Below are 21,373 nucleotides of genomic sequence, written 5' to 3' on the forward strand. Positions count from 1 at the left end.
GTAAAATGGTCAGACCCTTCTCGGAATGTGAAATCAAGAGTTCAAAAAATAACCACTTCCCTTTTGGGGAAACTTTGGTATACTCGCCGCCGCTTTAAACTGTTCTTTAACATCTTGTGGGAAAAACCATATGCATCCAATGCTAAACATTGCGATACGCGCTGCGCGTAAAGCTGGCAACCATATTGCTAAATCTCTAGAAACAACTGATAAGATCGAATCGTCTCTAAAAGGTAACAATGATTACGTTACTAACATTGCTCAAGAAGCTGAGTACATGATCATTGAGACAATCAAATCATCTTACCCAGAGCACAGCATTATTTCTGAAGAGTCAGGCCTAACTGAAGGTAAAGATTCTGACGTACAATGGATCGTTGACCCACTAGATGGCACCAACAACTTTGTAAAAGGTTTCCCTCACTTCTCAGTATCTATCGCTGTTCGCATGAACGGTCGTACAGAAGTTGCTTGTGTTTATGACCCAATGCTAAACGAGCTATTCACAGCTCAACGTGGCGCTGGCGCTCAACTTAACAACGCTCGTATGCGTGTTACTCAACTAAAAGACCTTCAAGGTACTGTTCTAGCGACTGGTTTCCCATTCAAGCAAAAACAACACTCTGAATCTTTCATGAAGATCATCTCTGGTCTATTCGTTGATTGTGCTGATTTCCGTCGTACTGGTTCTCCAGCTCTTGACCTATGTTACCTAGCGGCTGGCCGTGTTGACGGTTACCTAGAACTAGGCCTTAAGCCATGGGATCTAGCAGCTGGCGATCTAATCGCTCGTGAAGCTGGTGCTATCATGACTGACTTTGCTGGCGGCACTGATTACATGACCTCTGGTAATGTTGTTGCTTCAAGCGCACGTGGTGTTAAGTCTATTCTTAAGCACGTTCGTGAGAACTCTAACGAAGGTATGCTGAAGTAATTCAGACCTTGCGTTGATGCTCTTTAGTTAAGAGCAGAAGATTTTCAAAGCCTCGCTATTGCGAGGCTTTTTTGTATCCGCGATACGAGATACGAGATACGACCAAAATGTCGGTTAGTTACAGTGAACACAAATCACTGCTCTGTCGGCTGTATTTAGATCGTCACTAGATAGTGACTTAGCTACTTTGGCACTTGGTATCGGTATTGGTATTGGTATTGGTATTGGTATTGGTATTGGCAAATACGGCAATGTGCAATCGGATACAAAAGCTAACCCACAATATACAGACATAAAAAAACCGCTAGTTGCCCAGCGGTTTTTTTGGTTTAGCGAAAGTTGTTAAGCCGCGGCCTAAGGCATTTCGTCAAACTCTTCACCTTCTTTGTCCACTTGTGGTGGCATTAGGTGTTCACGCGTAATACCCAACTTCATAGCTAGTGCAGATGCAACGTAGATAGAAGAGTAAGTACCAACGGTAATACCCAGTAGAAGTGCAGTCGCAAAGCCGTGAATCATAGCGCCGCCCTGAACGAACAGTGCGATAACTACGAATAACGTTGTACCAGAAGTGATCAATGTACGGCTCAATGTTTGTGTGATTGAGCTGTTCAGCACTTCAGGTGCCTCGCCTTTACGCATCTTACGGAAGTTCTCACGAATACGGTCAAATACCACTATGGTATCGTTAAGGGAGTAACCGACTACCGTTAGCAAGGCTGCTACGATGGTAAGGTCGACCTCAATTTGCATTAGAGAGAACACACCTAGTGTGATGATAACGTCGTGCGCTAGGGCTAATACAGCACCTGCAGCTAATCGCCATTCAAATCGCACTGATACGTAGATCAAGATACAGATAAGAGAAACAAGGATAGCAAGGCCACCAGCTTCTGTTAGTTCATCACCCACGTTTGGACCAACGAACTCGATACGACGCATCTCAACTTGCTCACCAGTACCATCTTTAATTGCAGACAGGATTTGGTTACCAAGCGTTTCGCCCGCAACACCATCACGTGGACGTAGACGAACCATTACCTCACGCGCAGAACCAAAGTTCTGAACCGTAGCATCACCAAAGCCTTCAGCTTCTAGTGCGCTTCGAATATCAGGTAGGTTTGCTGGCTCCTCAAAGCCCACTTCAATCAGGGTTCCGCCGGTAAAATCTAGACCCCAATTCAACGATTTCGTTGTTAGGGTGAAGATAGCAGTACCAATCATCAAGATTGAGAATAAAAAGGCAACCTTTGACCAACGCATGAAGTCGATCATTTTGTCTGCTTTTAGAATCTGAAACATATTAATTCCTAGCCTTAGATCGACAGTTTCTTAACGCGTTTGCCGCCATACATCAGGTTCACGATACAACGTGTTCCGATAATAGCTGTAAACATTGAAGTCAAGATACCAATTGATAACGTTACCGCGAAGCCTTTAATCGCACCTGTACCGACAGCAAATAGAATGATTGCTGTTAGTAGTGTGGTGATGTTGGCATCGGCGATTGTACTAAATGCGTTTGCATAACCTTGGTGAATCGCTTGTTGTGGACTACGTCCATCTCGAAGTTCTTCACGTATACGCTCAAAGATAAGAACGTTGGCATCGACTGCCATACCGACCGTCAATACGATACCGGCAATGCCTGGTAGCGTCATTGTCGCGCCAGGAATCATCGACATCACACCAATAATCAACACTAAGTTAGCCATCAGAGCGACGTTCGCAATCAAACCGAAAGTACGGTAGTAAAGCAGTGTAAACAGCATTACTGCAGCCATACCCCAAACCATCGCCATGATACCCATATCGATGTTTTGTTGACCCATAGATGGACCAATCGTACGTTCTTCTACAATCGAGATAGGCGCAATCAATGCACCTGCACGTAGTAGAAGTGCCAAGTTATGAGCTTCAGCCGTTGAGTCGATACCTGTAATACGGAAGTTACGGCCAAGCGCAGATTGAATCGTCGCTTGGTTAATCACTTCTTCGTGCTTACTTAGGATCACTCGGCCTTCAGGTGTTTTACGACCGCTGTCTTTATACTCTGCAAATACGGTTGCCATTAGCTTACCGATATTTTGACGAGAGAATGTAGACATCTTGCTACCACCTTCGCTGTCTAGCGAGATGTTAACTTGTGGGCGACCATATTCATCAACACTTGAGCTTGCATCTGTAATGCTAGAACCGCCTAAGATAACGCGTTTCTTAAGTACTACAGGACGACCATCACGGTCTTGCTTAATTTCACTACCAGCAGGAGCACGGCCAGAAGCTGCAGCGGCCAAATCGGCACTGCTGTCCACTTCACGGAATTCAAGAGTCGCGGTTGCGCCTAAAATTTCTTTAGCACGAGCCGTGTCTTGAACACCTGGCAATTCCACTACGATACGGCTAGCACCTTGACGTTGAACCAAAGGCTCAGCAACACCAAGTTCGTTAACACGGTTACGTAGAATAGTAATGTTTTGCTCTACCGCATAATTGCGGATTTCTTGAAGACGAGTTTCAGTGAAGTTAGCAATCAAAGAGAAACGACCGTTAGATTCTGAATCTACGAACGTCATATCTTGGTGCTTAGATTGCAGAAGCGATTTCGCTTCAGCAAGCTGCTCTTCGTTACGCAGAATCACTTCAACCGCATCTTTACCCGATGGGCGAATAGCACGGTAGCGGATTTTCTCTTCACGAAGTTCACTGCGGAACGCTTCTTCTTGTTGGCCAACCAGTTTTTGCATCGCAGCGTCCATATCCACTTCCATTAAGAAGTGAACACCACCACGTAGATCAAGACCCAGTTTCATTGGTGCAGCACCAATAGATTCAAGCCAATCAGGAGTTGAAGCCGCTAGGTTTAAAGCTACGATAACGTCATCACCGAGTGCTTCTGTGATGATATCACGGGCACTGATTTGCGTATCTGTATCGTTAAATCGAACAAGAATGGAACCGTTTTCGAGAGCAACGGATTTAGTAGAAAGGTTTTCTGCTTCAAGAGCATTGGTGACAGCATCCAGCGTAGACAGATCTACAGAGGCGCCACGCGCCCCTGTAACTTGAACTGCCGGATCTTCACCGTATATATTTGGAAGTGCGTACAACGCAGCGATAGCGATGGCAAACATCACCATCAAATACTTCCATAACGGATAACGGTTTAGCACAGCGAGGATCCTCTAGCTGTTTATAGTGATTTCAGAGTACCTTTTGGTAGCACTGCTGTAACGAAGTCTTTCTTGATAACGACTTCGTTGTTTGCGTTCAGTTCGATAGCAACGTAGTCGCTGTCTTCAGCAATCTTAGTGATCTTGCCGATTAGGCCGCCGCTTGTAAGAACTTCATCACCTTTGCCCATAGAAGACATAAGGCTCTTGTGCTCTTTAACACGCTTAGCTTGTGGACGGTAGATCATGAAGTAGAAGATCACAGCGAACATACCTAGCATGATAAGCATTTCGAAACCGCCGCCTGCTGGTGCACCTTCTGCTGCTGCGTGAGCTTGAGAAATAAACATTTAAAACATCCTCTATTATATTTTCGTAATTGTTTGTCTAATTGGGTCGTATCCCTTTATTTTCAAGCCCCATCACTCGGAAGAGAGATAGGGCTCGCAAAAAAGAAATACTAAGATTCTTTACCTAGTGGTGGCACTTCACGCCCCATTCTTGCGTAGAACTCTGCAACGAACTCTTCAAAGCGGTCTTCATCGATAGACTGACGAATGTCTGACATTACTCGTTGGTAGAAACGCAGGTTGTGAATCGTGTTCAGTCGAGCACCTAGGATTTCGTTACAACGATCCAAATGGTGTAAGTACGACTTGCTGTAGTTCTTACAAGTGTAACAGTCACAATCTGAATCTAGTGGTGTTGTATCGGTTTTATGCTTCGCATTACGGATCTTGATCACACCTTCCGTTACAAACAGGTGGCCATTACGTGCATTTCGCGTTGGCATAACACAGTCAAACATATCGATACCGCGACGAACACCTTCAACCAAGTCTTCAGGTTTGCCTACACCCATTAGGTAACGAGGCTTATCTTCAGGCAGTTGAGGACATGTGTGCTCAAGAATGCGGTGCATATCTTCTTTTGGTTCACCTACTGCTAGGCCACCTACTGCGTAACCGTCAAAGCCAATTTCTGTTAGGCCTTTAACGGATACATCACGAAGGTCTTCGTATACGCCACCTTGAACGATACCGAATAGTGAGTTCGGGTTTTCTTGCTTATCAAAGTGATCGCGTGAACGCTGAGCCCAACGAAGAGACATCTCCATCGAGTCTTTAGCTTCTTTATGCGTAGCAGGGTAAGGCGTACATTCGTCAAAGATCATTACGATGTCTGAGCCTAGATCCTTTTGGATTTCCATCGACTTCTCAGCGTCCATGAAGATCTTGTCACCGTTTACAGGGTTACGGAAATGAACACCTTCTTCAGTGATTTTACGCGTTGCTCCTAGGCTGAATACTTGGAAGCCACCTGAATCAGTCAAGATAGGACCTTTCCAGTTCATGAAATCGTGCAAATCACCGTGCAGTTTCATGATTTCTTGACCAGGACGTAGCCATAGGTGGAATGTATTACCTAATAGGATTTCAGCACCTGTGTCTTTTACTTCTTCAGGTGTCATGCCTTTTACCGTACCGTAAGTACCTACAGGCATAAATGCAGGGGTTTCAACGGTACCGCGTTCAAACTGAAGTTGACCACGACGTGCGCCGCTATTAGTTTTTTTAAGTTCGTATTTTAATTTCACGAAGCCTCCAATATGCCAGAGAAACAATCTGACTGTTAATTCAGAACCTTAGGCCAAACAAAAGTTCAGTCTAGTGGGTTCTATGAGGAGCGGTCGCGTATTCCTTGCGAGAGATTAGACAGACACCCTGCCCGACTCCTAGCTTACTGCTAGCACCCGTAAATTCTGCTTATATCGTTTATAACCAGCTAAAATTAGCTCGTTTTCTTATTGATGAACATCGCATCACCGTAGCTGAAGAAACGGTATTCGCTCTTCACTGCGTGATCGTATGCGCCCATCACATTGTCGTAGCCAGCAAATGCACTCACCAACATAATCAGCGTTGATTCTGGTAAGTGGAAGTTGGTAATCAAGCAATCCACCAGCTGATATTCATAACCAGGGAAGATGAAGATTTCTGTGTCACCAAAGAAAGGAACTAACTCAGTGCCATTTTTCAATGCATCTTGAGCCGCACTTTCTAGTGAACGCACAGAGGTTGTACCAACGGCAATAATACGCCCGCCACGTGCTTTTGCAGCAGCTACGGCATCCACCACTTCTTGCGGTACTTCAACGTACTCAGCATGCATGTGGTGGTCATTGATATTATCGACTTTTACTGGCTGGAACGTACCAGCACCAACGTGAAGTGTCACGTAAGCAAACTCAACACCTTTTTCTTTCATGTCAGCCATTAGCTTATCATCAAAGTGAAGGCCTGCTGTTGGCGCAGCAACCGCACCCGGCTTTTCATTATAGACAGTTTGGTAGCGCTCTTTATCGGCATCTTCATCTGGACGATCGATGTAAGGAGGCAGTGGCATGTGACCAACACTGTTAAGAATCTCTAAAACGCTTTGATCGGATGTGAAATGGATTTCAAATAACGCATCATGACGTGCCACCATTTCAGCTTCATACTCATCGTTCTCACCAAGGAACAATTTGGTACCCGGTTTCGGTGATTTAGAACAACGAACATGCGCAAGAATGCTTTTCTCATCCAGCATACGTTCAACCAACACTTCAAGCTTACCGCCTGATGCCTTGCGACCGAATACACGAGCAGGAATCACGCGAGTGTTATTAAAAACAACAAGATCGCCTGGCTCAACCAAGTCTAAAACGTCTTTAAACGAACCATCAGCTAGGTTGCCATTGTTGCCATCTAATTTAAGTAGGCGGCTTGCTGTGCGCTCCTCTTGAGGGTAGCGAGCAATGAGTTCATCTGGTAGGTCAAAGTGAAAATCTGAAACTTGCATGTGTCGAGTCTTGTCTTAGTTGATGATATTTATGCCGTTGACGAATATTAAGTCGAAGTTGCCGAACAATCGTTTCGGTAAGTAAATCGTTACCAGAAACACATCGTAAACATGACTAAAAATTTCGCAGTGGGCTAGTATAGGCACACGAGCCGCAATAGCAAGGTTTACAGCATTGGATTATTGTAAAGAGTCGTAAAATAATACGACCACTCCCCCTCATAAAAAAGCCAAAATTAGTTGCATGAAACTCACCCAAAAATGCGTTAGATCTCAGTTATTTTTTGGATAAAAAACTATAGTAATAGCAACAAATAAAAAAGAAGGAGGTCTGTATGATCAAGGTTGAAGATATGATGACTCGCAACCCTCATACCCTATTGCGCTCACACTCACTGGCCGATGCAAAGCACATGATGGAAGCGCTTGATATCCGCCATATTCCGGTTGTTGATGCCGACAGACAACTACTTGGCGTCGTCACACAGCGAGACGTTCTTGCCGCTCAAGAATCTAGCCTACAAAACATCCCACAAGCTCAATCCTATACTCTTGCAACACCACTCAATGACATCATGCACAAGAGTGTTATGTCTGTAGAGCCGCGCGCAGGACTAAAAGAGTCTGCTGTTTATATGCAGAAACACAAAGTGGGCTGTTTACCTGTCGTAGAGAACCACGAACTCGTGGGCATCATTACAGACAGCGATTTCGTTACGATAGCCATTAACCTGCTAGAGCTACAAGAAGAAGCGGAACCGGAAGAGGTAAATTAACCACTCTTCACCAATAGACACGCTAAGGAAAGAGAGCGAATCCTTAGCGTTGCTGTACGTTATTACGAAGAATTTCAGGGCTACGTGAAATAGACGGAACTTTAGGTGTATGTCGGATAACGACTGTCGGTTCTAGCAACATAGCTTTTGGAAAAGACTCTCCGATTTGAATCAACTCCATCATCATATCAAAACCTAACAGCGCAATTTGATGTATTGGTTGCTTAACACTTGAAAAGCCCAATGACTGGGCAATAAATGTGTCATCAAACCCTACAATATCAACCCTTTCAAGCAGTTGACTGTCTACTGATTTTAACCCATTAAATAGATGACTAGCCGATATATCATCGGAACAAAATACAGCTTCCAGTGGCGAAGAATTATCGACGATCAAGTGTTGGATATATTCTGTCAACGACTCCGTAGTATAGGGAGCTAACACATGTTTTGTATCCAACAGGATATCGCGAGACTTTAGTTCTGTTTGAAAACCAATAAAACGATCCGATTGAATATCGCTGGCTCCAATAAATCCAATACGACGATACCCTCGCTTAGCAAAATAACAGGCAACTTGCTCACCCCCGTGCTGGTGATGAGTTCCTATACTCGCAACAGTAGGGTCTGTCGCTGTCAACAATACGACAGGAAACGGTAGCTCACCTAAAGGCTCTAGATGTTCTTTTTTCAACGAGCGAGGGATTAGAAAAACACCATCAACCTTATGGTTGATGCACTCCGAAAGAAACGTCTTCTCTAACTGTAAATTATTCCGGCTATTAAACAACAGTATGCTTCGGCCATGCTTGTAGGCCTCTTCCTCAAGAACATCCACTAACTGAGTAAAGAAAGGATTCGACATATTTCTCACAATGACAGCAAACAGCTTAGTTGGCTTTTTACGCTTCGCTGGCGGTTTCTGATAGTTCAGAGCTTCCATCGCACTAATCACAGACAGCTTTGCTTGCTCTGAAACACGATCACTACCATTTAGCACCCTTGATACTGTCGCGATTGATACACCCGCACGTTTAGCAACATCCCTAATAGTCATGTTCACTCATTCTCTTTAACAATCTACCAGCTCAATACATTAACCAAAAACATGTAATAAGACTTGGTGTTACATCACAAACGACTACAGATTTAGCCAATACTCACTCAGAACTGCAGGAGAATTCGTCCTCACTATTTTATCAAATCGTCACCCTACCTATGATTTAAACCAAGCAACATGATTAGGTAAGCCATCGTGCAAGAACAAAAATACAAAACAATCAATTTAGCAACGGCTAGTGAAATCACTAAGTTTACTGAAATAGAAAGATCATTAGAAATGAGACCTTTATTTCATATTACGCCTCCCCATGGTTTATTAAATGATCCAAATGGTTTTTGTTTTTTCAATAATCAATACCATTTATTTTACCAATGGTTTCCATTCGATACCTACCATGGAATGAAGCATTGGATGCATTTAACTTCTAATGACCTATTAAACTGGAAGAGGCATGGTTCTAAAATAACACCGAAAGAAAATTACGAATCTCACGGAGCATATTCCGGCAGTGCTTTTGTAGAAAATAATAACGCTTATTTATTTTATACAGGAAACATTAAAAAAGGCTCATCTCGAGATGCAAACCAATGTTTAGCATTACTCGATAACACTAATGCCGTCACCAAGTATAGTCCGAATCCAGTTATTAAGTCGGTTCCCAAGGGGTATACCGGGCATGTACGAGATCCCAAAATCGTTAAACACAATGAGCACTATTACATGTTGCTCGGTGCGCAGCGAGAAGCCGATCTATCAGGGGCAATCATCATATATCAATCGGATGATTTGCTCAGTTGGGAATTCAAAGGAGAATTAGATCTTCAGTTCTCAGGGGAATTCTTAACAGGTTACATGTTCGAATGTCCTGATCTATTAAACGTTGACGGCCATGACGTTTTAATTTTTTCACCGCAAGGTAGCAAGGCAAACGGAAGTCGATTCCATAACCGATTCAACGTTATCTATTGTTTAGGCAGCATCAACTTCGAAAAACTGACCTTTGAAGTTGAACACTGGGATGAATTGGACCGTGGGTTTGATTTTTATGCCCAACAAACTATGGCGAACACCCCAGATGAGCAAACTCTTATTGCATGGGCAGGGACCGATGAAGAACTACCAAGTCGCCAATTTGGCTGGGTTAACTGTTTAACATTACCGAGAACACTATCAATTCTTAATCGTCGCTTATACCAACAACCGAAGATTTTGCAATCTGACTCTTTTAATAAGCGTCCATTGGAAATAAATAAAACCAATATACCCATTAAGTTAGAGCAACTTTCATTTTCACTCGATGTAAATGAGTTCAATGGAAATATAAAAATATCCATCGAAACTAAAAATAAGAAATTGTTATTCTCTATTAAAGACAGAGATATTCACTTAGATCGAAGCCAATATAACCACCATCCAGAAGATTGGGAATTTGGAAGCGTCAGACATCACAGAACAAATTATGACATAACGGATGTCAAATTTATATGTGACCAAAGCATCATTGAGATATACCTCAACAATGGACGAGATGTATTTACTTGTTTGTTTTTCCCTGAAAATGAAGAACACAGATTAAATATATTACAAAAAGAAGATACCGGTATGGATATCAAACTTAACTACCTTACAATATAATAAAATGGTGAACAAAATGAATTATGACGCTACCGTAAACGAGATACTCGAGAGTATCGGGGGCATAGAGAACATCCGCAACGCAGAACACTGCGCCACACGCTTGCGCCTCATCCTAAAAGACAACGAAAAAGTTGATTCTGAAAAAGCAAAAGAAATTAAACAGATCAGCGGCTACTTTTATCAATCAGGTCAACACCAATTTATTATTGGCACTGGTACAGTCTCTCACGTTTATGACTCATTAAAGCACGCATTAGGCGGAGAGCTTGATAACTCAGATTTTAAACAAGATGCCTTCGCAGATATGACCATAAGTCAAAAAGTGGTTCGCACTCTCGCCGATATTTTGATCCCACTGATCCCAGCACTAGTGACCACCGGCTTACTGATGGGTTTACGTGGCATGATGCTGCATTCTGGCATGAGTTTCTCACCCGAAACGCTTGCCCTATTTAGCATGCTAACCGACACTGCCTTTGCCTTCTTACCCGTTTTAATCGCTTATTCTGCGGCAAAGAAATTCGGTGGCAATGCTATTATTGCCATCGTTGTTGGTTTGATGATGGTCGCCCCACAATTACCTAATGCTTGGGTGGTAGCCTCTGGCGGTGCCGAGCCGATGATGGTCAACTTATTGGGAATCAACTTCCCATTAGTGGGCTACCAAGGCACTGTACTTCCAGCAATATTCGCAGGTTGGTTTGTCTCTTACTTGGAGCGTAATCTACGCCGCTTCATTCCAGCAAGTATGGACCTAGTCTTCACTCCATTTTTAACCATTACGATTGCCGTATTTGTCATCTTGTTTGGCTTTTGTCCGATTCTACAAAGCATTGAACACGGCTGTACTTCTCTAGTACGTATGGCGCTCGACCTACCTCTTGGTATTGGTTACATCCTTTATGGTGCCGTTCAGCAAATGATCGTGATCACCGGTCTACACCATGCTCTTGGTGTCATTGAGATTGGCTTATTAAATGAAACTGGTGTTAACCCACTGCAACCTCTTGGTACTGCTTCAATGGCAGGTCAATTTGGCGCTGCGATAGCCGTCGCGACTCTACTCAAAGATAAACTGAAAAAAGGTAATGCCTACAGTGCTTCGATATCCACACTATTTGGTATTACAGAGCCACTTCTGTTTGGTGTGAACTTACAATATGGAAAAGTCTTTGTCTTTGGCATGGTAGGCGGTGCTGTAGGTGGGCTTGTTACTTACTCAACATCAGTGCAACCGGTATGGGCATTACCTTTATTCCAGGTATTCTTCTTTATTCGCAATCACTTTCTGCGGTCATTGGTTACCTAACCGTTATTGCTAGTGCATTTGCCACAGCATTTATGCTGACTCGCATCTATAACCCGGTTAAAAACGCTTAATCAACTTTGGGTGATTTGCTTCCCCCTAGGCAAGTCACCCATTTCCCACCTACTTATGCTCAGGTGGGCTTCTATATGAGGAAATAATGATGAATAAGGTATGGTTAACTGGAGATGCTGTGGTGGATTTAATTCCTGAGAGCGACTCTACCTACTTAAAATGTCCAGGCGGCGCCCCCGCAAACGTTGCGGTTGGTATTGCTCGTTTATCAGGCCAAGCTAGTTTTTTTGGCCGAGTTGGTAATGATCCATTTGGTCGTTTTATGTCAGAGGTTCTCCAAGAGCAAGGGGTTGATACGTCCCAACTCAAATTCGATGAAAAACACAGAACATCAACCGTGCTGGTCGATCTTGACCAAGATGGCGAGCGAACTTTTACCTTCATGGTAAAACCCAGTGCAGATCAGTTCATGACAGAAGATGATATCCCCACCTTTAATCAAGGTGAGTGGCTACACTGCTGTTCAATCGCATTAGCAAATGAGCCAAGCAGAAGTACAACGCTGAAAGCACTTAAAGGAATCAAATCAAAAGGAGGATTTGTTAGCTTTGACCCCAACCTAAGAGAAGAGGTTTGGCGAATCCCTGAAGAGATTCGTCCTATCGTTATGCAAGCCATCGCCTTAGCAGATGTGGTTAAGTTTTCAGAAGAAGAACTGCTTTTTCTTACAGAAAGCAACACATTAGAATCAGGAATAACAGCACTAGACCGATTGAAAATCCCAGTCACTTTGGTCACCTTAGGTGCTACGGGTTCGTTGATGATAGTAGATGGACAACGAGAGCACATTGCGAGTCAAAAAGTTCAAGCCATTGATACTACTGGTGCGGGAGATGCCTTTGTCGCAGGTCTACTCGCCTACCTCTCACAATACGAGGAATGGCATCAACCTGAAATCATTCGACAAGCAGTAATGTGGGGCAATGGCTGCGGGGCATTAGCAACAACCCAGAAAGGCGCAATGACCGCTTTACCAGAGAAAAGAAAGCTACTCACATCCCTAAATAAGCTTTAACCCAATAATATAAATAGCCTAATAATCAAGCTATTAGGCTATACCAAACCGAACTTTCCTACTCCATGACTTTGTAATACAAATTAAAGATGCGTTAATCATACGGAAGAGGCCTAAACAATAACTCTCAGCTGATGTGAAACCAGACGAGCAACAAGCAAAATCCAATAATATCAACAACCTATTTACCCATCATTCTTAGGCATCAAAATATAGTGGATACATACTATTTATTGATATATTTATCGTTAGAATCATGTAAGAATTTGTTAAGAATAAAAACAAGCTGCCTTACTAGGAATGATATTTATGAGTTTAAAGAAATTGCTGTCCTTAGGTTTTGGCGTGATTCTCGCGCTAATTTTGGTTATTTCAGTCGTTGCTTCATTACGCTTTTATCAATCGAGTGATGGGTTTAACACCTACCGCTCTCTTGCAATAACAAGTGTCTCAACAGGTCGAATCCAAGCCAATATACTGGAAGCTCGTTTATCTGCACTTAAATATATTAAAAACCCTATTCCGTCACATGCTTCTGAACTGAATAGACGTATCACCGCATCAAATCAATTGATAGATGAAATATTAGACTCTCATCTTGACGATCTACACAAAAATGAATTCCTAACGATAAAGAAGCAGCTTGATCAATATAGCCAAGGCTTTAACAAGGTTGTTCAACTTGTCAATACTCGAAACAACCTAGTTCAAGAGGCCTTAGACCCATCAGGGGTCAATATGCGTGAGGCAGTGACCAACCTAATGACCCAAGCTTCAGCTGAAGAAGATTTAGAAGTTGCTGTCAGTTCAGGACAGCTTCAGCAGCATGTATTGCTATCAAGATTGTACGCTTCTAAATTTCTGACGAGCAATAAAACAGAAGATGCTCAGCGTGCTGAAAAAGAGTTTGCCTCTGCCGCACTACTTGCAGAAACAATCGAATCTCAACTCATGTCGATGGAACAAATCAACTACTTAAACGATTTCACTAGTGCCTTCAAAATTTACCGCAACACATTTTCAAAGATCGTTGACACTATAAACACGCGAAATGGCATCATTTCAGGGACTCTTGATCTTGCTGGTGTTAATGCAGCAAAAACAATTGAAGAGATAAAGCTATCAACAAAGTCAGAGCAAGACTCTGTCGGACCTAATATGGTCGAGCGATTCTCTAACGCGCAATTTGTGCTTGGCGTTCTTTCAATTCTCGTTGTCGCTGCTTCTCTTAGCATTGCCGTTTCGATTTACCGCAGTGTATGGAAAGTCGTTGGAGGAGAGCCAAGTGACATCCAAACAATTGTTGCCGAAGTCGCCGCTGGTGATCTTTCAAAGCAGATTCCAATTACGGGTAAAGAGACCGGTATATACGCAAACATTTTAGAAATGCGCCAAGAACTACGTCGAATAATCGATGGTTTCCACCAGATTTCAGACAATGTTTCAGCAGCCTCCGTTGAGCTAACCGCGGTAATGAGCCAAACAGAAGGAAATGCTCAACAAGAACTGAGTCAAATGGAACAAATCGCGACAGCCATCAATGAACTTTCTAGTACTGCGAGTGAGGTTAGCCAGAATGCAGCTAGCGCAGAGAGCGCTGCAACTGGGGCAACGACAAATGTCAAAGATGGCAGTGTTTCCCTCGATGCATCAGATGATATATCTCGAAAAGTTGAAGACTCGATCGAAGAAACATCAAACATCGTTAATCAATTGCAAGAGTACTCGGTAGAGATCGGTAGTGTTATTGAAGTGATCAATTCAATTTCTGAGCAAACTAACTTACTTGCGTTAAATGCAGCCATTGAAGCCGCTCGAGCGGGAGAGCAAGGCCGAGGCTTTGCGGTGGTAGCAGATGAAGTTCGTTCTCTTGCCGCTAAAACACAACAATCAACGGTCGATATTCAAGAAATAATATCTCGCCTTCAGGCTCAAGCGAAAGATGCGAACCAATTTATGCAATCCAATCTTTCGTTAGCAGAAGAATCTAGACAGTATAGCGAACAGCTTCGTGCTGCATTCGCTTCTATCACTGACTCAGTACAACTAATATCTGATATGAACACACAAGTAGCCACAGCGTCTGAAGAACAATCTGGCGTAACACAAGATATTTCACAAAATGTTTCTCTGACCTTTGATATTGTTCATCAAAATGTTTCAGGAATTGAGCAGAGCAAACAGGCAAGTGAAGAACTCTCTTCATTAGCTGTTAAGCAAAAAGACTTGCTGAGTTTTTTCAAAATCTAACGTTATAGTAAAATAGATAAATAAGCTTCTAACGCCACTATTTGTTTGTTTTTCTTCTCAAATAAACAAACAAAAAGAGCAGCCAAATAGCTGCTCTTTTTCTTTTGAATTTTACTTTCTAGTTTTTTAAAGCAATTCTGAGACTACATCAGCTAACTGATGAAAGGTTTCAAGACGTGACGAACTTGGTCGCCATACAAGGCCTATATCGCGATAAGCTTGTTGACCGGGAGGGTCAATCACCACTAAATTCTGATTTTGCAACAAACCATGATCGATCGCCATTTGTGGAATAAAGGTGGTTCCTAAACCATTTGCCACCATTTGTACCAACGTATGTAGGCTTGTGGCGGTGAACGGGTTTATCTTCTCTTTGTCGGTTAGCTTACAAGCTGATACCGCGTGCTCGGTTAAGCAGTGCTCGTTCTCCAACAAGAATACAGATTCGTCTGGCAGGTCATCATATTTAATCGGAACACGAATACCATCGGCTTGATTGCGGCTGATTACCATTCTGAAAGGGTCTTGCCCAACAACTTTGCTCTCCATGTTGTCGATATCGACAGGCAAAGCCAGAATCAGTACATCCAACTCACCATGACGCAACGCAGCCAATAGGTTAGTTGTCGTGTCTTCCCGTAACAACAAGTTCAACTGTGGAAAACGTTGGTTCGCTTCTTGTACCAAATCGCACAATAGAAATGGAGCAATAGTAGGAATACACCCTACTCGCAACTGCCCTTGCATCGCGTCTCCATTACATAGATTTCCGAGCTCAACCAAGTCTTGCCCTTTCGCCAGTAACTCTCGACCATGCTTAACCACCAGCTCACCCGCTTGAGTGAAAACCAATGGGCTCTTTTTATCTTTCTTCTCATAGAGAGGACAACCAATGAGTTCTTCCACGTTTTGAATGCCTTTACTTAGTGTCGATTGACTCACGAAGCAGCGATCCGCAGCGTCGCTAAAGTGGCGAGTTTCGTGAAGAGTAACAAGATAGTGAAGTTGCTTAAGACTTGGCCATTTATTCATGAAATTACTTTGTAATATGAGTAGGATAACTTAAGTGAAGGTCATTTGACCTAAGGAACGGACAAAGAATAAGCTTATCGCTTTTTTCGATTAACTTAATCTATTTAATTCGCTTTTTTCTATAGTACCGATTGTACTATAGTTTGTCCCGTAGAAACGGAGCCCAAACAAAGATGTGTTGGGCCAACTAATTTTTTAGGAGATTCCAAATGGTACTAGTAGGTCGTCAAGCCCCTGACTTTACTGCAGCAGCTGTTCTAGGTAACGGTGAGATCGTTGATAACTTCAACTTCGCAGAATTCACTAAAGGTAAGAAAGCGGTAGTTTTCTTCTACCCACTAGACTTCACTTTCGTTTGTCCTTCAGAGCTAATCGCTTTCGACAACCGTCTAGAAGATTTCCAAGCTAAAGGCGTTGAAGTAATCGGTGTTTCTATCGATTCTCAATTCTCTCACAACGCATGGCGTAACACTGCTATCGCTGATGGCGGTATCGGTCAAGTTAAATACCCTCTAATTGCTGACGTTAAGCACGAAATCTGCAAAGCATACGATGTTGAGCACCCAGAAGCAGGCGTTGCTTTCCGTGGTTCTTTCCTAATCGACGCAGACGGCCTTGTACGTCACCAAGTAGTTAACGATCTTCCACTAGGTCGTAACATCGACGAAATGCTACGCATGGTAGACGCACTAAACTTCCACGAGAAGAACGGTGAAGTCTGTCCTGCACAATGGGAAGAAGGTAAATCAGGTATGGACGCATCTCCACAAGGTGTTGCTGCATTCCTATCTGAGCACGCTGACGACCTAAGCAAGTAATTACCTCTTAAGCCCGAACTCAACGCGGGTTAATGGTTGGAAGACTCTCTATAAAGAGAAATAAAGCATAAGCTAATAGCGCAAAGCGCACCGCCAATCAGTTAAGAAGTAAAGTCCTATTAAAAGCCCGAAGTTAACGCTTCGGGCTTTTTTCATCTCTCTCCGACGACAATTACCTACCTAAACCGCCTCTGCAACATTTAATAGAGGCAGTTACAAGAACAAACTTTACCTCTATTTTCCTCTGCTACCACCTATTCATATCCGTATCTAGGTTGTTATGATTTCGTCCGTATCTTTTTGAACGGATAAATACGATGAACACCGAAATTGAAGTCTGTATCGATAACTTAGAATCTCTATATAACGCACTATCTGGTGGCGCGAATCGAATTGAGCTTTGCTCTTCATTAGCACTTGGCGGGTTAACTCCAAGCTTCGGAATGATGAAGCAAGCGGCAAAAATTTCGTCCGTACCAGTTTATGCCATGATACGACCGAGACAAGGTGACTTCATATTCGATTATGACGATATACTCTGTATGCTGGAAGATATTGAAGCTTGTGCGAGAGCAGGGGTGAATGGCGTCGTTCTGGGTGTACTAACACCTGATGGTGAGATTGATATGTCTGCAATGCAAATTCTCTCAAGCAAGGCTCACCAACTCAAACTAGCAATCACCTTCCACCGTGCAATCGACCAACTTCAGGATTATAAAGTAGCGTTAGAGCAGATTATTGAGCTCGGATGTGAAAGAATCCTGACGTCAGGGCTTGCTATTAATGCAGAGCAAGGCATCAATGTGCTCGCAGATATGGTCAAACAAGCCGATGGCAGAATCGATATAATGGCTGGTGCTGGCGTCAACGCAACGAATGCCAAAATGATTCAAAGCACCACCCAAGTACCTGCACTTCACCTTTCAGGTAAATCGACAAGACCCAGCCTAATGGAAAGCAATTCAAGCGCTCAAATGGGCAGTAATGATGTTGATGATTATCAGATACCAGTAACTGATACGAATAAGATATCCAATGTGAGAGCTGCCCTCACCGCTTAGGGTAGTCGTCACTAACACAAATCCAGAGAAACCACGCTGACGAATCTAGCGGACTGGCGTATATTAGAGTGAATAGCACAGAAAATTTTCATGGACAGATATGGCTAAAGACTTATTCAGCTCTCTTGATTTAAACCTGTTACGAACATTTCTGATTGTTTATCAAGAGAAAAATACCAGAAAGGCTGCGGAGCGTTTATTCGTTTCTCAGCCAGCGGTTAGCCAAGCCCTACAAAAGCTAAGACACCACTTCAACGATGACCTTTTCGTAAAGGTTCATGGAGGCTTACAACCTACGGCATTTTCAGAGCAGCTCACTAATCAAATCAAGCCGTTCATGGACGGTCTATCTATCGCGATTAATACATCAAACACTTTTGATCCGAAAGAGATCGATTACACGTTGAAAATAGCCCTATCTCCAGTGGTGCTTTCTTGTCTGTCTGGCTCACTTTTTAAAGATATAAGAGCGCAAGCACCAAACGCTAAACTAAAGCTTGTTCCATGGTCAAACTCGTCTGTCTCAGATATACAAAAAGACGAGGTTTTGATGGGAGTAAGCTACTTAGGGGAAAAGACAAGTAAAGAAGTCTATACAAGGCAGCTCATTGAATTAACAGGACGTATATTTGTTAGGAAAGCTCACCCTTTAAAGCAAGACACCGTGACTCCAAATGACATGGTAGGTTACGAAATCGCATCTTTAGTAACGCCAGGTTGGAATGACAATTTTAGCTTAGCGTCTCAGATTCTAACCGACCTTTCCATCGAGCATCGTATCGGTTTTCGCAGCGAATTGGTCATGGCTATAATCGATGTCATTCAACATACTGATATGTACATGCCCCATTCCAACCTTTTCCCAGTAGAAAACTATCCGACATTACGCGGGATAGATGTCTCAGTCGACGGAAAAACGCTGAAGACTCCGGTCTATAGTTATATACACATTAAAAATCGAAACTCACCTTTAACAAATTGGCTTTCAAAACTCATAGAGCAAGTTTTATCAGAACAAGTACAAAAGTAAGTTCGATTAAAAGTTATATATTGTATTTTACTCTTCCGGACGCCAGCTCAGTGCGCTAGCGATGGTACCGATAACTAATGTGTCTTTTTCCTCTTCATTAAGTTCAGGTAACACCTGTAGCGTTATCATTCCATTTGTCTGAGCTGCCGCTATTTCTTTAGAAGCTTTTTTAAAGCTATACCCTAGTGGTTTTTCTACCGACATTAAAAGGTCTTTACTTGAATGGACAGTTTCTACGTCATATTTATTCGCCCCAACTCGGATGTAGCCAGCTTCTTTCTTTTCTAAGCTAACACTGATCATCCCAGATTGAGGCTCTAAAACGAACTCTCCTATATTCTCATTGCTTTGAGATACAGAACAGCGGTAAGGTTTATTGCCACCAAAATCAACACCCATGTAGTTAACTGAAGTGCCACCGCCAGAACAGACTAAGTTCCACACTTGGCCATTATCGACTCTAGTGATTTCAGCAGCCAGCTCACCCTCTTTGAATGAAACAGTCTCAAACCATGTTGAACCTGATGAATTTCGGCTGTATTTACCTTGGTACATGCCTGCAATATCAAACGTCCCTTCTTGTCCTAATCCCCAAAAATCACCATCGGTTTTAACCATGAGCTCTGGCTGCTGATTAACCGCATCTGATTTGTCCATGATGGCAGCGCTGCCGCACGCAGTTAACGCGAAAAGAGGAGTCACAACGAAAAGAAACTTCTTCATACTGATATCTACCTAAAAATAAATGTAAGGGAAAAATTCAGTAGAAGAGTAAATTAAAGATAAGTAAGAATATAGCGATCATCAATGAGCTATATCGATACTATCGTTATTTTTCTCATGAGCCTTAAACAAATACATTACAGAACATCAGCTTATGTTTAGGCACTTCTATCACACTCGTTTTGTAAGGCTACGTAAGTTCCAAAGATCACGTGTAATGATCACCGCTGCTGATAAGCCAGAATTATTACAGAGATAACCAATGCGAATTAGCCTGCTCTTTCAAAGCCCATATAATGATCACCGTTAGCCAGTGATTTCACTGGGTTCACGCATGGATCGACCTAATGCTAAGGAGAGCGCAAAATTACCTCGGTGGTACCATGAAATTTAAAACACTTCTTTTAGCTTCAGCTTTATTCTCAACCTCTGCACTTTCAAATGGTCTTCACTTATCTCCTGAACTAAAGATTGGTTCTTATCATGGCTTTGGAATGCAAGCAGGTATTACTGATGTGGCGAATCTAGGTGCGGTTTATCTGAGCTATTCTCACCTTTGGTATGACAGCGACCGATACGATGAAAATGTCGATGCGTACCGCGTTGGTATTCAAAATATGTTTGGAAGAAACCAGAACCACGGCTTTCAGGCGGAGATTGGCGTAGCGAGTTATGACGGGGCAAAAACGCGTAACGGCGAAATTGAAGAGAAGACAGCACATGGATTAAGTCTTGGTGGAGCCTATGTTTACCAAGCAACACCAGTGCTAGGGCTACGAGCTGGTGTTGATATGAATATTTTTGATCACAATAAGACCTTCGTGCCTTACGACACAACAATCAACCTTAACCTTGGTGCAATTATTCGATTCTAAAGTTAATACCTACTTCAGTGCGTCATCTAGGCTTTGATCACCAAGGTGGCGTACATCTTTACCCTTCACAAAGTAAATAATGTATTCACAGATATTTTGGCAACGATCTCCCACTCGCTCAATCGCACGAGCTGACCACATCACTTGCAGGATATTGGGGATGTTCTTAGGATCCTCCATCATGTACGTCATCAACTGACGAATCACAGCTTCATATTCCGCATCCAGCTTATCATCAAGTTTGTGAACTTCTGCCGCAGCATCGACATCCATACGAGCAAACGCATCTAATACTTGGTGAAGCATGGTGATTGCCTGACGACAAAGAGGCTCTAATGAGACATGAAATTTTTGCTCTTTGGTCGAAGGGATCTCGATTGCGCCTTGAGCAATTTTAGAGGCAACATCGCCAATACGTTCTAAGTCGGTAATGGTTTTGATGATCGCCATAATCAAACGCAGATCTTTTGCGGTCGGCTGACGCTTCGCAATAATACGAGTACACGCCTCATCAATCGACACTTCCATCGCATTCACTTTATGGTCATCACGAATCACTTTTTTGGCCAATTCAACATCATCTTTATGAAGCGCTTGCATCGCAAATGACAACTGCTGCTCTACCAATCCACCCATAGTTAATACGTGTGTACGGATAGATTCTAATTCGACATTAAACTGTCCTGAGATGTGGCGACCAAAATGCATGTCAGCTCCTTAAAAGAAATGAATAAAGTCATTTATTTTAGAGTGACTTAGC

19 protein-coding genes and 1 pseudogene are annotated in these 21,373 nt (G+C 42.8%); 11 read left to right on the forward strand and 9 right to left on the reverse strand.

Translation table 11 applies throughout. The features are described from left to right. Positions 1–130: 130 nt before the first annotated feature. Both suhB and ACED53_RS07925 read left to right on the forward strand, forming a co-directional pair. Positions 131–934, forward strand: a complete 804-nt coding sequence (gene suhB / locus ACED53_RS07920; RefSeq protein ID WP_009848284.1) for an inositol-1-monophosphatase — start codon at positions 131–133, stop codon at positions 932–934. 187 nt (positions 935–1,121) lie between these two features. Further along, a complete protein-coding gene (locus ACED53_RS07925) occupies positions 1,122–1,280 on the forward strand; it encodes a hypothetical protein (RefSeq protein ID WP_017099582.1) in 159 nt (52 codons plus the stop codon). An 8-nt stretch (positions 1,281–1,288) separates the two neighbouring features. Here the strand turns inward: ACED53_RS07925 and secF are convergent, their stop codons facing one another. The 5 genes from secF to queA form a co-directional block, all read right to left on the reverse strand. Then, on the reverse strand, positions 1,289–2,236 hold the full coding sequence (gene secF / locus ACED53_RS07930; RefSeq protein ID WP_012603308.1) for a protein translocase subunit SecF: 948 nt from the start codon (positions 2,234–2,236) through the stop codon (positions 1,289–1,291). A 14-nt stretch (positions 2,237–2,250) separates the two neighbouring features. Continuing rightward, positions 2,251–4,107, reverse strand: a complete 1,857-nt coding sequence (gene secD, locus ACED53_RS07935; RefSeq protein ID WP_009848282.1) for a protein translocase subunit SecD — start codon at positions 4,105–4,107, stop codon at positions 2,251–2,253. Positions 4,108–4,127: 20 nt separating this feature from the next. Further along, positions 4,128–4,457, reverse strand: coding sequence for a preprotein translocase subunit YajC (yajC, locus tag ACED53_RS07940; protein WP_009848281.1), 330 nt, complete (start codon positions 4,455–4,457; stop codon positions 4,128–4,130). Between the two features lie 110 nt (positions 4,458–4,567). After that, positions 4,568–5,704 carry a tRNA guanosine(34) transglycosylase Tgt gene (gene tgt, locus ACED53_RS07945; RefSeq protein ID WP_009848280.1) on the reverse strand — a complete coding sequence of 379 codons (1,137 nt, stop codon included), beginning with the start codon at positions 5,702–5,704 and terminating at the stop codon, positions 4,568–4,570. Between the two features lie 194 nt (positions 5,705–5,898). Next, entirely contained in the window at positions 5,899–6,951 is a 1,053-nt protein-coding gene (queA, locus tag ACED53_RS07950) for a tRNA preQ1(34) S-adenosylmethionine ribosyltransferase-isomerase QueA (RefSeq protein WP_017099581.1), read from the reverse strand. Between the two features lie 335 nt (positions 6,952–7,286). Between queA and ACED53_RS07955 the strand changes: the two genes are divergently transcribed. Continuing rightward, positions 7,287–7,727, forward strand: coding sequence for a CBS domain-containing protein (locus tag ACED53_RS07955; protein ID WP_017098076.1), 441 nt, complete (start codon positions 7,287–7,289; stop codon positions 7,725–7,727). Positions 7,728–7,770: 43 nt separating this feature from the next. Here the strand turns inward: ACED53_RS07955 and ACED53_RS07960 are convergent, their stop codons facing one another. Next, positions 7,771–8,784: a LacI family DNA-binding transcriptional regulator gene (locus ACED53_RS07960; protein ID WP_017099580.1), complete on the reverse strand. Its 1,014-nt coding sequence runs from the start codon at positions 8,782–8,784 to the stop codon at positions 7,771–7,773. A 198-nt stretch (positions 8,785–8,982) separates the two neighbouring features. Here ACED53_RS07960 and ACED53_RS07965 point away from each other — a divergent pair, with 198 nt between their 5' ends. The 4 genes and pseudogenes from ACED53_RS07965 to ACED53_RS07980 all read left to right on the forward strand — a co-directional run bounded on the left by ACED53_RS07965 (position 8,983) and on the right by ACED53_RS07980 (position 15,074). Continuing rightward, positions 8,983–10,425 carry a glycoside hydrolase family 32 protein gene (locus ACED53_RS07965; protein WP_017099579.1) on the forward strand — a complete coding sequence of 481 codons (1,443 nt, stop codon included), beginning with the start codon at positions 8,983–8,985 and terminating at the stop codon, positions 10,423–10,425. Positions 10,426–10,441: 16 nt separating this feature from the next. Beyond that, positions 10,442–11,808 (forward strand): annotated as a pseudogene (locus tag ACED53_RS07970) (PTS transporter subunit EIIC). Between the two features lie 89 nt (positions 11,809–11,897). Then, positions 11,898–12,824, forward strand: a complete 927-nt coding sequence (locus tag ACED53_RS07975) for an aminoimidazole riboside kinase (protein ID WP_029223959.1) — start codon at positions 11,898–11,900, stop codon at positions 12,822–12,824. Between the two features lie 309 nt (positions 12,825–13,133). Next, entirely contained in the window at positions 13,134–15,074 is a 1,941-nt protein-coding gene (locus tag ACED53_RS07980; RefSeq protein ID WP_017098081.1) for a methyl-accepting chemotaxis protein, read from the forward strand. A 126-nt stretch (positions 15,075–15,200) separates the two neighbouring features. On the opposite strand, the gene ACED53_RS07985 is transcribed toward ACED53_RS07980, so the two are convergent. Next, on the reverse strand, positions 15,201–16,106 hold the full coding sequence (locus tag ACED53_RS07985; RefSeq protein ID WP_017101069.1) for a hydrogen peroxide-inducible genes activator: 906 nt from the start codon (positions 16,104–16,106) through the stop codon (positions 15,201–15,203). Positions 16,107–16,315: 209 nt separating this feature from the next. Here ACED53_RS07985 and ACED53_RS07990 point away from each other — a divergent pair, with 209 nt between their 5' ends. From ACED53_RS07990 to ACED53_RS08000, 3 genes are all read left to right on the forward strand, one after another. Beyond that, positions 16,316–16,924 carry a peroxiredoxin C gene (locus ACED53_RS07990; protein WP_009848275.1) on the forward strand — a complete coding sequence of 203 codons (609 nt, stop codon included), beginning with the start codon at positions 16,316–16,318 and terminating at the stop codon, positions 16,922–16,924. 317 nt (positions 16,925–17,241) lie between these two features. After that, positions 17,242–17,985 carry a copper homeostasis protein CutC gene (locus tag ACED53_RS07995; protein WP_017101070.1) on the forward strand — a complete coding sequence of 248 codons (744 nt, stop codon included), beginning with the start codon at positions 17,242–17,244 and terminating at the stop codon, positions 17,983–17,985. A 100-nt stretch (positions 17,986–18,085) separates the two neighbouring features. Next, on the forward strand, positions 18,086–19,015 hold the full coding sequence (locus ACED53_RS08000) for a LysR family transcriptional regulator (RefSeq protein WP_017101071.1): 930 nt from the start codon (positions 18,086–18,088) through the stop codon (positions 19,013–19,015). 27 nt (positions 19,016–19,042) lie between these two features. On the opposite strand, the gene ACED53_RS08005 is transcribed toward ACED53_RS08000, so the two are convergent. Next, entirely contained in the window at positions 19,043–19,738 is a 696-nt protein-coding gene (locus ACED53_RS08005; protein ID WP_017101072.1) for a hypothetical protein, read from the reverse strand. 383 nt (positions 19,739–20,121) lie between these two features. On the opposite strand from ACED53_RS08005, the gene ACED53_RS08010 reads away from it, so the two are divergent. Then, the gene (locus ACED53_RS08010) at positions 20,122–20,613 is read left to right on the forward strand and encodes a hypothetical protein (RefSeq protein WP_029225503.1); all 492 of its coding nucleotides are present in this window, start codon (positions 20,122–20,124) and stop codon (positions 20,611–20,613) included. Positions 20,614–20,622: 9 nt separating this feature from the next. On the opposite strand, the gene phoU is transcribed toward ACED53_RS08010, so the two are convergent. Beyond that, positions 20,623–21,321: a phosphate signaling complex protein PhoU gene (gene phoU / locus ACED53_RS08015; protein WP_009848270.1), complete on the reverse strand. Its 699-nt coding sequence runs from the start codon at positions 21,319–21,321 to the stop codon at positions 20,623–20,625. Positions 21,322–21,373: the final 52 nt, after the last annotated feature.

Source organism: Vibrio sp. 1F169, assembly GCF_041439605.1.
GTDB classification, from domain to species: Bacteria; Pseudomonadota; Gammaproteobacteria; order Enterobacterales; family Vibrionaceae; genus Vibrio; species Vibrio tasmaniensis_A.